Origin of the sequence: Methylomonas subterranea (assembly GCF_024505185.1) — a bacterium.
In the GTDB taxonomy this organism is placed as follows: Bacteria; Pseudomonadota; Gammaproteobacteria; order Methylococcales; family Methylomonadaceae; genus Methylomonas; species Methylomonas subterranea.
Genome location: NZ_JANIBJ010000004.1, coordinates 104,105 through 115,775 on the forward strand (window position 1 = coordinate 104,105; position 11,671 = coordinate 115,775).

General features: G+C 56.9%; 8 protein-coding genes. 4 read left to right on the forward strand and 4 right to left on the reverse strand.

Annotation, left to right across the window (positions count from 1 at the left end):
- Positions 1 to 35: 35 nt before the first annotated feature.
- The 4 genes from NP590_RS03375 to lpxB all read left to right on the forward strand — a co-directional run bounded on the left by NP590_RS03375 (position 36) and on the right by lpxB (position 6,108).
- On the forward strand, positions 36 to 2,282 hold the full coding sequence (locus NP590_RS03375; RefSeq protein ID WP_256600808.1) for a heavy metal translocating P-type ATPase: 2,247 nt from the start codon (positions 36 to 38) through the stop codon (positions 2,280 to 2,282).
- Between the two features lie 511 nt (positions 2,283 to 2,793).
- Positions 2,794 to 3,732 carry a Gfo/Idh/MocA family protein gene (locus NP590_RS03380; RefSeq protein WP_256600809.1) on the forward strand — a complete coding sequence of 313 codons (939 nt, stop codon included), beginning with the start codon at positions 2,794 to 2,796 and terminating at the stop codon, positions 3,730 to 3,732.
- 13 nt (positions 3,733 to 3,745) lie between these two features.
- On the forward strand, positions 3,746 to 4,840 hold the full coding sequence (locus NP590_RS03385) for a DegT/DnrJ/EryC1/StrS family aminotransferase (protein ID WP_256600810.1): 1,095 nt from the start codon (positions 3,746 to 3,748) through the stop codon (positions 4,838 to 4,840).
- A gap of 86 nt (positions 4,841 to 4,926) precedes the next feature.
- A complete protein-coding gene (gene lpxB / locus NP590_RS03390) occupies positions 4,927 to 6,108 on the forward strand; it encodes a lipid-A-disaccharide synthase (RefSeq protein ID WP_256600811.1) in 1,182 nt (393 codons plus the stop codon).
- 232 nt (positions 6,109 to 6,340) lie between these two features.
- Here the strand turns inward: lpxB and NP590_RS03395 are convergent, their stop codons facing one another.
- The 4 genes from NP590_RS03395 to amrA all read right to left on the reverse strand — a co-directional run bounded on the left by NP590_RS03395 (position 6,341) and on the right by amrA (position 11,663).
- Positions 6,341 to 6,901, reverse strand: a complete 561-nt coding sequence (locus tag NP590_RS03395) for a class I SAM-dependent methyltransferase (RefSeq protein WP_256600812.1) — start codon at positions 6,899 to 6,901, stop codon at positions 6,341 to 6,343.
- A 149-nt stretch (positions 6,902 to 7,050) separates the two neighbouring features.
- Positions 7,051 to 10,509 (reverse strand): exodeoxyribonuclease V subunit gamma, encoded by a 3,459-nt coding sequence (recC, locus tag NP590_RS03400; RefSeq protein ID WP_256600813.1) that lies wholly within the window; start codon positions 10,507 to 10,509, stop codon positions 7,051 to 7,053.
- Positions 10,510 to 10,551: 42 nt separating this feature from the next.
- Positions 10,552 to 10,923, reverse strand: coding sequence for a hypothetical protein (locus tag NP590_RS03405; protein WP_256600814.1), 372 nt, complete (start codon positions 10,921 to 10,923; stop codon positions 10,552 to 10,554).
- 176 nt (positions 10,924 to 11,099) lie between these two features.
- Positions 11,100 to 11,663: an AmmeMemoRadiSam system protein A gene (gene amrA, locus NP590_RS03410; protein WP_256600815.1), complete on the reverse strand. Its 564-nt coding sequence runs from the start codon at positions 11,661 to 11,663 to the stop codon at positions 11,100 to 11,102.
- Positions 11,664 to 11,671 lie beyond the last annotated feature (8 nt).

Consider the following 11,671-nt stretch of genomic DNA (forward strand, 5'->3'; position numbering starts at 1 on the left):
CTTGGACTTCCAAGCCCAGCCCATCCGAGATAGCGATGAACACAGAACAAAGCATGACGCGGGAGCAGGAACTGCGCTTATCCATTTTGGGTATGCGCTGCGCCGGTTGTATTGCCGCCGTGGAAACCGCGTTGCAAGGCGTGGCCGGCGTTAAAACGGTAAACGTCAATTTTGCCGATCACTCGGCCGTGGTAACGGGAGCAGCGGAACCGGAGCAAATGAAACTGGCCTTGAAACAGGCCGGCTACGACGCGGCGGTAATGGAAGGTTTGGAAGATCCTGGCGAAGAGGAAAAGCAGGAAGAAGCGCGTTACCGGGATTTGATGCTGAAGGCCGCCGTGGCCGGTGCTTTGGGCGTGCCGTTGATGTTGGGCGCCCATCTGGACTGGTTTCCGATGATGGGCACCGATGCGGGTACCGGATTTTGGACCAATGTGGCGTTGTTGACCCTAGCGGTGCTGTTTTATTCCGGCGGCCATTTTTTCACCAGCGCGGTCAAACTGCTGCGGGTCAAGCAGGCCAACATGGATACCCTGATAGCCTTGGGTACCGGCTCGGCTTGGTTGTATTCCTCCATCGTGATTGATTACTCCGACCAACTGCCGTCCTTATCGAATCACGCATATTTCGAAGCCTCGGCGATTATTCTGGCATTCATCAATTTGGGCAGCGCGCTGGAAACCCGCGCCCGCGGCAAAACCTCGGCCGCCATTCGGGCCCTGATAGGGTTGCAACCCCGCACCGCGCGAGTGGTGCGGGACGGGCAGGAAATCGACATTCCCATCGAAGATGTTGGTTTGGGCGAAGTGCTGCGGGTTAGGCCCGGCGAGAAAATCGCCGTGGACGGGACCTTGTTGGAAGGTCATTCCAGCGTGGACGAATCCATGTTGACCGGCGAATCGCTGCCGGTGGAGAAAAGTCCGGGTAGCAGCGTGGCGGCCGGCACCATCAACCAGAACGGCAGCTTTTTGTTCAAGGCCACCCGGATCGGCCGCGATACGGCCCTGGCGCAAATCATTTACAGCGTGCGGCAGGCGCAAAGTAGCAAGCCGGCGTTGGCCAGACTGGCCGATAAAATCTCGGCGGTTTTTGTGCCGACGGTAGTGGTTTTCTCGCTATTCACCTTTTTTGTCTGGCTGATCTTCGGACCCGACCCCGCCCTCGGTTACGCCTTCGTGACCTCGATGACGGTGCTGGTGATTGCCTGCCCCTGTGCCCTGGGGTTGGCGACGCCGATTTCGGTCATGGTGGCCGTGGGCCGGGCGGCTCAGATGGGTGTCTTGATCCGCAAGGGCGAAGCCCTGCAAACGGCGGGTAAATTGACCTGCCTGATCCTGGACAAAACCGGTACGGTAACGGTCGGAAAGCCCACCTTGTCCCAGGTTGTAGCGTTTGAAGGCTATACGGAAGACGAGGTGTTGCGACATGCCGCCAGCCTTGAGTCCGGTTCGGAACATCCGCTGGCGGCGGCGATATTGGCCGCCGCCGAAGAGCAAAAACTCAAGTTGGAAAAGGTCAGGAAATTCCAGGCCGTGGCCGGACATGGCATCACGGGATCGATAGACAAGCGTCTCTGGTTGTTCGGCAACGCGGCGCTGATGGCCGAGCACGATATCGGCATCGATGCTCATGCCGATACCATGGCCGAACTGGCGGGAAAAGGCCAAACGCCCATGCTGTTGGCGGTCGACAAAACCCTGGTAGGCATCGTGGCGGTGGCCGACCCGATCAAGGCCGACTCGGCCGACGCGGTCCGCCGCTTAAAACAACGCGGCGTGCGGGTGTTGATGGTGACTGGCGACAACGAAATCACCGCCAAGGCTATTGCCGCTCAGGCGGGGATAAGCGAAGTTCGCGCGCAGGTGTTGCCGCAAGACAAGGCTGCCGTGGTCAAGGAACTGCAGAGCCGGGGCGAGAAGGTCGGCATGGTGGGGGATGGTATCAACGATGCGCCGGCCCTGGCGCAAGCCGACGTCGGCTTTGCGATTGGCACTGGCACCGATGTGGCAATCGAAAGCGCCGACGTGGTGTTGCTGCAAGGTTCGCTGATGAAAGTGCCGGAAGCCATGGCCTTGTCTTTGCTGACCGTTGCAAACATCAAACAAAATCTCTTGGGCGCGTTTTTTTACAACACCATCGGTATTCCGGTTGCGGCCGGTTTGCTATATCCCTTGTTCGGCATATTGTTGAATCCGATGATAGCCGGGGCGGCCATGGCGATGTCGTCGGTTACGGTGGTCAGCAATGCCAACCGCTTGCGCTGGATCAAGCTGGACGAATGACGGATCAGACTTATGCGCCGTAAACTTGGGAACGCGCGTGAAATAACTTTTACAAGGTTTTCCCCTCCCTTCGGAGGCTGTCGTAAAAGGTAGGCCGGCTGAATGTAATGAAGCCCAACATTCTGATTTTGTTGGGTTAAGCTGCGCTAACCCAACCTATATTTCGACTTAACGACAGCGTCCTGAGGGAGAAGGGATTGATCGGCTTTTACGGCAGACTCCTTCGGGAAAGGCTGAGGGAATTAAATGCCAAAGTTATAAGGTTTGCATTCCTTATCCCGTTTGAATGTTTTTGTTTCGCTTGTCGGTTTTTCCTTAGACATCGGTTTCGCTGGTATTGGCGGTCATGCCGGCGAACAATCTTTCCGCAATCGCTCTCCCACCATCAGCGCGGCAGTGTTTTGTCCTTCAACCTCGGTCTGATTCTGATTAGGTTCTAATGTTACAATAGGCGGTTTTACGCCCGGCCGGGTGCGGCACGGGAGAACGTTGAATCAAACTGTGGTCGTTTATGAGTAAACTGAAGTGTGCCGTGATAGGCGCGGGCTATTTGGGGAAGTTTCATGCAGAGAAATATGCGACGTTAAAGGATTGCGAATTGGTGGCCGTGGTTGACGTTAACCGGGAGGCTGCCGAACAAGTTGCCCAGCTATACGGCGCGCAAGCCATGACGGACTATCAATCCCTGCTTGGCCAAATTGATGCGGTGAGCATCGTGGTTCCGACCAGTTTGCATCATCAGGTGTCGCGAGATTTTCTATGGGCCGGCACCCATGTTCTGGTGGAAAAGCCGATCACGGTAACCGTGGAAGAAGCCGACGAGCTGATTGCGATTGCCAAGGAAAAAAATGTCATCCTGCAGGTGGGGCACCTGGAGCGTTTCAATCCCGCCGTGGCCGGCTTGGAAAAAATGGAAGACAAGCCGCTGTTTATCGAGTCGCACCGTTTATCGCCGTTTAACCCGCGCGCCAACGACGTCAGCGTGGTGCTGGATTTGATGATACACGACATCGACATCATCCTGGCCTTGGTCGGTTCCGAAGTGGAACGCATCGATGCCAGCGGCACCTCGGTCTTGACTCAAGGCACCGATATCGCCAACGCCCGCATTACCTTCCAAAACGGCTGCGTGGCCAACGTCACCGCCAGCCGGATCAGCATGAAAATGGAACGCAAAATGCGCATGTTCCGGCCTTGCTCCTATGTTTCGGTGGATTTTCAGAATCGGGTGCTGATCAAGCACAGAACCGGCGAAAAAGAGATGTTTCCGGGCATACCGGAAATCGTCACCGAAGAATCGGTATTCGAATCGGGCGATGCCTTGCTGGAAGAAATCAAACATTTTGTACATTGCGTAAAAACCGGCGAAAATCCGCTGGTACCGGGCGAAGCCGGCCGGAAGGCCTTGGCCACCGCCATCGAAATCACTAAATTCCTCAAACACGGATAAGGGCAGTAGCGATATGATCCCCATGGTCAATTTAAAGGCGCAATACGCCGACATTCAAGACGAAATCCTGGGAGGCTTTGCCGAAACCCTGGACAACTGCGCCTTCATACTTGGTCCCAATGTGCAAGCCTTCGAAAAAGAGGCGGCCCAGTACCTTGGGGTCAAACATGCCATCGGTTGCGCGTCCGGAACCGACGCATTGCATCTGGCCTTGCTGGCGGCCGGCATAGGCCGGGGCGATGAAGTCATCACCAGCGCCTTCACTTTTATCGCCACCGCCGAGGCCATCAAATACGTGGGAGCCACGCCGGTATTCGTGGATATCGATCCGGCCACCTTCAACATTACGCCGGAAAACATCCTGAATGCGATTACGCCGAAAACCAAGGCGGTGATGCCGGTGCATTTGTTTGGCCAACCGGCCGATCTGCCTGCCATCAAGGCCATTTGCGACAGACACGGTTTGAAGTTGATCGAGGACTGCGCCCAATCCTTCGGCGCCACGGTCAACAATCAGCAAACCGGCAGTTTCGGGCACGCGGCCGGATTCAGTTTCTTTCCCAGCAAAAATCTGGGCTGTTTTGGCGACGGCGGTCTGGTAACCACCCACTGCGACGAGACGGCGGCCAAAATCAGGCAATACCGCAATCACGGCTCCGACGTGCGTTATTACCACGACGTGGTGGGCTACAACAGCCGGCTGGACGAATTGCAGGCGGTGGTGCTGCGGGCTAAATTGAAGCGTATCGATCAATACAACGCCGCCCGCCGGCACGCCGCGCATTTATATTCAGAACTAATGGCGGATTTGCCGCTGACGACGCCTTATGAAGACGGCGTCGGCGTGCACGTCTATCACCAATACACCTTGTTGTGCGAGCGTCGCGACGAGGTGATGAAGGCGTTGCAAGACCGGCAAATCGCTTGCGCTGTCTATTATCCGGTGCCCTTGCATCAACAAAACGTATTCAAGGACGAATGCGCCGGTCTGTCGCTGCCGGTGACCGAATCGGTAGCCGCTCGCTGCTTCTCGCTGCCGATTTGCGCCAATCTGAGTGATGAAACCGTCAAACAAATAGTCGGCGTGATTCGCGGCGTATTTCAATAAATGTAGGGTGGCTTACGCTACAGCCCTCTGATTACTCCATGGCGGATTACGCAACGCTAATCCGCCCCACGTGAATCCAATTTTCGATGTCCGCCGTCAACTCTCCCTACACCGTACTTTTCAGCGCCGGCGAATCTTCCGGCGATCAGCACGCCGCCCACATGTTTCAGGAATTGCAAAAACAGTGTCCGGCCATTCGCGGCCAGGGCATGGGCGGAAGCAAAATGCGCCGGGCCGGCATCGATATCCGTTTCGACTCGTCCGATATCGGCGTGATTGGTCTGGTGGAAATCCTCAAGCATTACGGCGAGATTCGCCGCGCCCTGAGGCTGATGAAACAAATCGTCGCCGACGAAAAGCCGGATTTGCTGGTTTGCGTTGATTACAAGGAGTTCAATCTGAAGCTGGCGCAATTCGCCAAGCGCCGGGGCGTGAAAGTGTTGTTTTACGTCAGTCCGCAAGTTTGGGCCTGGCGGCCTGGGCGGGTGGAAACCTACGGCAAGGCCATAGACATGATGGCGGTGATTTTTCCGTTCGAAACCGCTTATTACGACGCCAAGAACGTACCGGTACGTTACGTCGGCCATCCGTCGGTCGATAAGGTCCAGCCCCTACGCGACAGACCGGCCGACTTCGAATTGTTCGGTCTGGATACCGGTCGCCCGGTGGTGGGCCTGTTGCCCGGCAGCCGCGCCAACGAAATCAAACGCATGTTGCCGGTCATGCTGGAGGCGGTCGCTCTGCTGGCCAAGCGTTTTCCGGAATTGCAATTCCTGCTGCCGCAGGCCGATTCCGTTTCCGACGAGGTGATGCAGAGTTATCTGCGGGATTTTGCCGTACCGGTCAAAATCGTCAAACAGCAAGCCTACGACGCCATTCAATGTTGCAATGCGGTAATGACCACCTCCGGCACCGCCTCGCTGGAAATTGCCCTGTTACAGGTGCCCATGCTGATCGCCTACCGCCTGTCGCCGTTTACCTACTGGCTGGGCAAGCAATTGGTGCACATACCTTACATTGGCTTGCCCAACATCATCGCCGGCAAGGCCATCGTCAAGGAATTGATACAGGACGCCGTCAGCGCGGAAAATCTGGCCGCCGAGATCGAAAGTCTGCTGTTCGACACCGACTACCGCCACAGTGTGCTGACTGAACTACGGCGGGTCAAGACTTTGTTGGGCGAGGGCGGCGGTTCGAAAAACATGGCGGATCTGGCGTTGGAGATGTTGCTTAAACAAGTTCCGGAATCCGGAATCTCAGCCGAATAATGCCTTTCATGCCATAGGCCGCCATCAATTGGCGCCGCCGCAGTTATAAAACCGCCACATCCACCCATCGCCGCGATCCGGACGGTTCGTTTTCAATTCGGCAAATTTCTAAAATAACGCACTGAAGCTTGCTGTAAATATTGGACGGTGATGCGAGTGTCCTGAATGATTGACCGCGAAACTACTCTGAAGGCCATGCTTGGATTGACGCATAGCCGGGTTCGTAAGCTCTTCATCGCCAATGCGCGTCGCTCCTACATGTCGCCATAAAAATTACCGATGCGGGCTGCAGAGTTTCGGGATGGAGCGGTTCGCGCGTTTCAAATAATTCAAGCCCGGATTCTTGAAATAAGGCTCGCCAGGATTCCAGGGTTCTGAAGTACCAAGGCGCGGGATCTTTAAATCGCTCGTTAAATCCTTGCCAACTGCCTGGCCGCCAACCGTCCCGATAGGGTAGGTCTCCGCATGCGGCAAGCGGGTGTAGGGTTTGCACGATAAGCATGCCTCCACTATTGAGTAAGGATGGGATTTGTCGGAATAAACACGATACGGATTCGTTGCCCAGCAACGAGAAATTACACACCACCGCATCGAAACATTCGTTCAGATAACGCTGGGACAGGTCTTGATATGAAGCTACTTTAAATCGTCCGGCGTATGCCTGCCGGGCGCGGTTTATAAATTCAGGCAGGGCATCGATACCCAATGCATCAATACCGAAATTGTGTAAGGCACCGACCAGCCAGCCTTCCCCGCAACCGGCGTCAAGAACCGACTTGGGTGCGATGCTCATGACGGCTTCCAGTATGGCTCGGTCAGTAATCAAAACCCTGCTTTCGACTTCACCAAGCCGCACCGCTTCTGTCCAAGCGGCAACATTCTTTTTCCAGGCCGCCAGTATCCTTTGTTCGGCAAGGTTTTGCCCGGATGGGTTTTGCCGGTTCAAACGGAATGCCCCCGTTTGATATTGAGACAAAGCGGCCGGTACAGCAGGTTCGCCCAGTGTTCGAAATTCGCGGCATCGGATGGATACAAACTGGCGAAGTCGGGGAAAAAACGGCCCAGATAAGGATCGAAATCGACTTCACCAGAATTCCATTCGTCGCCGTCGTATTGGGTTTGAGCGGTTTCCGTAGCTTTATCTTCCGGAGCGTTCAGCCAAGCGAAGGCCGTGCGGCAGGCCACCGGCAGCGGTGCCCGCATGCCTTGCAACCAAGCTTCCAGCAAGCTCTGCAAACAGGCCAAGGCTTGTTCTTGCGGTAGCGCTTGAATCGAAATAATGCCGTCGGCGGCGGCAATCAAGCTTTGCACCGGTAAGCCGTCGGCGCAGGCGGCCAGATGTTGCAGCCAGGGCAGGATCAGTCTGTGGAATTGAATCAGGTCTTTTTTTACCAGCGATTGGGCGGTCAAGCCGAGCAAAGCGCGGCTGTCGGCCGTATCGCCTTGGCATAAATGGCTGAGGCCGGCGGCCAATTGCACGTTTATGCCGCCGGCAAGCTTAAAGCTCAGTTCGATATGGCGCGGATGCATCCGCAACGGCCATGGTTCCATCAATGTCAGATAGTGGCGCCAGGCAGCGGCGACGGGGGTGGCGATGCCGGCGAAAGCGGTTTCGGCAAAGCCGCCCAAGGGTAGGGCGCCCTTGCCGCTTAATTCGGTCAGTTGTTGTTGAAAAAAATCTTCCAGGTCGGCCGGTTGGCGATTTTGCAAGGCCGCCAGCAGTTCCGTGCCGTGGATGTGATACTGCAAGCCGTCGAAACCGAAGGGCTCGTTGTCCTCGCTGGTGAAGTCATGGCGGTCGAAACTGAATTTCAGGCTGTGCTGGCAATAGCTTTTGACCGGCGCCGCGAGGAAGCGCGCCAGTGCTTCCGGATTCAGCGATAGGGATTGATCCCCGCCATCGAAGGCTTCCCGGCTGATCTCTCGGTCCGGCGACGGCTGGAACCATTCCCGCGCATGGGTGAATAGGCGCGGGTCGCGGCCGGCCTTGATGTAGTCCGGGCTGAAGGGTTGCAAGGGGTGTTCCAGCGTCAGCGCTTCCAACAGCTTTTGCCCTTCCGGCAGGCTGAAGCTCTGTTGCAGAAAATCCCGCAACTGGGCGATCAACACCGAGGGCGGTCGCGCGCTGTTGTCGCGGATGCCGCGACCTATCCAACTGATATACAACTGCTGTCTGGCCGACAGCAAGGCTTCCAGAAGCAGGTATTGGTCGTCCTGCCGCCGCGAGCGGTCGCCGGGCCGGTATTGGCCGCGTTGGCTCATCAGGTCGAAGCCGTGCGGGTATTGGCTGCGCGGGTAGTCGCCGTCGTTCATGCCCAGCAAACAAATCACCCTGAATGGGATGGCCCGCATCGGCATCAAGGTGCAGAAATTGACCCGCCCGCCGAGGAAACGCTGTTGCAGATTGGGCTGGTCCACCGCCGCCAGCCAAGCTTCGCGCACCACGTTCAACGGCAAAACGTCGTTGGCGCCGCAGCCGCCTTGCCGGCAGGCCTGATGCCAGTTAGCCAAGGCAATTTGCAAGGTATCCAGGGTTTTGCGGTCGGGCTCCTGGTCGGCCGAAAAAAAGTCGGCCAGCAGTTCGGTCAGGGTTTCCAGCCAGTTATCGGCGCTTTTCTGTTGCTCCAGGCTGCCGGCGTATGTTTCCAGCGTATCCAGGATGTGGCACAAGTGGCCCAGCCATTGCGCATCCAATCCGCCGATTTCCGGGTAGGGTTCTATGCCGTTGAAGGCCGCTCCGGCACCCACCGCGTAACCCAGCAGCATGCGGCGTAAGCCGAATTGCCAGGTGTTGGCGCCGAAGCCGGCCGGCATCTGCGCCGCTCGGGCGCGTTGTTCGGCATTCAGGCCCCAGCGGATGCCGGCTTGCTCCAGCCATTGGTGAATTTTGGGGATGGCGGTTTCGTCCAGGCCGAAGCGCCGCCGCAAGGCCGGGACTTCCAACAGCCCCAAAAATTCGCTGACGGTGAAGCGCGATTCCGGCAAATGCAACAGCGTTTCCACGGCGACCAGCAGCGGATTTTCGCCGCGTTGTTGTTGGTCGGTCAGACTGAACGGAATATGGCGCGGATCGTCGGTTGTCATCTGGCCGAACACGGCGCGGATATGCGGCGCGTATTGGTTGATATCCGGCACCATGACGATAATGTCGCGCGGATGGAGTTTGTCGCCGGCTTGCTCGGCGGCATTGAAGCGGGCCAGCAGTTGGTCGTGCAATATTTCCACTTCCCGCTGCGGGCCGTGGGCGATATGAAAAGCCAGCGAATCGTCGACCCGCTCCAGCAACTCGGTTTGTTCCGGTACCGGCTCCAGATCCAGAATGCTTTGCTGCAGGCGTTGCAGCAGGCTGCGCCGGCCTTCGGCGCCGTAATCCTCGAACAAATCGATTTTGTGGTCCGGCCACTGCCAGCCGGCGTAGGCTTGGGTTTCGTCGAAATGGTCCAGCAGGCGGATGTAGTCGCGGCCCTGCTTGCCCCAGGCCGCCAACAGCGGGTTGGCATGCAGATGCAGTTGTTCAGGGGGCAAGCCGGCGGCCATGCCGGTTTTGTAGCGTTGCCGCCGGCGTTGGGCTTTTAACAAATCCTTATCTTCTATGATGTCGGCCCAATAATGCCGACAGGGGTTGTGTACGAACAACACGATCTGGCAAAACTTACCCAGACTGGCCAGCACTTCCAGCGATTGTCGAGGCAGCGACGACAGGCCGAACAGCACGATGCGGCGCGGTATGCCGGCCGGCGGACGGTCGAGTTGTTCGATATCGACCATGAATTGGGCATGCACCGAGGCCCGGCTGGCAAAGAGGTTGTGCTCGCTACCCAGGTCGTCCAATACCGCCCGCCACAGCTGCGCCTGCCAGCTTTGCCGATCCGCCAGCGGGCTGGCTTCGCCGCGCGCGTCGCGCAAGATGTCCCGGCCGCCGGCCCAATCGGCTATCCAGTCGGAACGGTAGACTTGGTATTGGTCGAACAGATCGGCCAGTTGTTCGGCCAGTTGAAAGCGCTTGCGTGCGTCGGGATCGTGCCGCAGAAAGTGTGCCAGAGTCTCGAAACCGGCTTGCCGAATCAAAGCCGGCAGCAAGCGGTACAAGCGCCAAGTCAGCGGAGCCTTGGCCAAGGGTTGCTGCTTGGGAATCTGCGAACCCACTACCGCCCGGTAGACGCCCCAGATAAACAGCGACGGCAGTTGAATTTGCATGGCGGCGGCGATGCCGAGGGCGCTGTTTTGCGCCAGACTTTGTTTCAACCATTGACCCATGCCGTTGCTTTGCACCAGCAAGACTTCGTTTTCAAGCGGTGTCAGCGGGTATTGGCGCAGCCAGTACTCCAGTACGTCCCGCAAGGTTTCCAATTGGTTGGAATGAATGACGGCGATGCCGCTGTCCAGGTTTCGGCTGATCAAAACGGCGCCAGTCGGGTCGGTGGGTTCGAGGATGGACCCGGTTTAGGGATCGTTTTTGGGAAGCAGCGCTTCCAGAATGTGGATTTTTTTGTCGCATTCTTCGATGCTGGCCTTTACCCGCCGTTTAAAAAACAAGCCCATCGATTCGCCCGACATTTCGTGATCGGCATACTCGTTCAACAGATGGCAGGCATCGTTCATGTCCTGCTCGGCGTCTTCCAGAGTCTCGTTTTCGGCCATTGCCTCGCTGAGCATCATCAAACGGCTGCTCAACAGATTTTGATGCCGAAATACCGATTCCACATAATCGGAGAAGTTGTCGAAATCTTTTGCGGCGGGGGGCAGGGTAGAGCAGGCGGCGGCCCCCAACAGAGTTACGGTCAGAAGTTTCTTAAATCCGGGTAAAACCATCATTCATCTCTTATTTGCAAGGCAGCCAGGCAAGGTATTGTTGGTCCGATTCTTCCTTACGGGCGCTACGGCACGCTGATGCGTGGCGCTGCTTACGGACTGGCCGGCGAGGCTATTTTAACCATTCGCTGCCTGATCGGTAAAAATTAAGCGTGGCAATACCATGGCGGTCAATCCACTCAAGGCAGTCGCAGGCTGGTGAAACGCGCCGCTTTGATGGATTTGGACCAGTATGTCGGAGGCAGCCCGGCTTTTTGCTTCAGATGCTGCAGAAATTTCAGCGGACTTTGCAGGTTATGCCAGTTGGACGGCAGGAATGATGCATGGTGCGTACCGTCCGTTAACAGCAAGCCGTCGATGTTCGGTCTCAATTGCTGGATGAGATCCAACTCCGTGCCGAACTCGAGCGGTTCCAGCGCGGATAGCAGATCGAGATGGATCACCAGATGGTCAAGTTCGCCGTCGGTCACCGAGGGGAAATGCCGGTCACAAAACGCCGCGGCGAAAGCGTTTTCCGATACGTCTTCCACTAAAGGCCGAATCGGCTCCAGATTGCCGATGCAGCCGCGCGCTTGCTGTTGGAATTCCAGGCTGACAAAGGTCGCGCATGGCCTTGCCAATTCAGCCGAATAGGTTGAGTTATCAATGCCAAGCGGTTTACCCGTTTTTAAACCATGGGCGATGGATTGCCAGGCCAGAGTCAATAAAACGTTTTGTTGCGGTTGAGTCAATGATTGAGGCACGAAATATT

Bases quoted from the DNA above. Each gene is read 5' to 3' on its own strand.
- NP590_RS03375 (WP_256600808.1), top strand. From the start codon at position 36: ATGAACACAGAACAAAGCATGACGCGGGAGCAGGAACTGCGCTTATCC.
- NP590_RS03380 (WP_256600809.1), top strand. From the start codon at position 2,794: ATGAGTAAACTGAAGTGTGCCGTGATAGGCGCGGGCTATTTGGGGAAG.
- NP590_RS03385 (WP_256600810.1), top strand. From the start codon at position 3,746: ATGATCCCCATGGTCAATTTAAAGGCGCAATACGCCGACATTCAAGAC.
- lpxB (WP_256600811.1), top strand. From the start codon at position 4,927: ATGTCCGCCGTCAACTCTCCCTACACCGTACTTTTCAGCGCCGGCGAA.
- NP590_RS03395 (WP_256600812.1), bottom strand. From the start codon at position 6,901: ATGAGCATCGCACCCAAGTCGGTTCTTGACGCCGGTTGCGGGGAAGGC.
- NP590_RS03405 (WP_256600814.1), bottom strand. From the start codon at position 10,923: ATGATGGTTTTACCCGGATTTAAGAAACTTCTGACCGTAACTCTGTTG.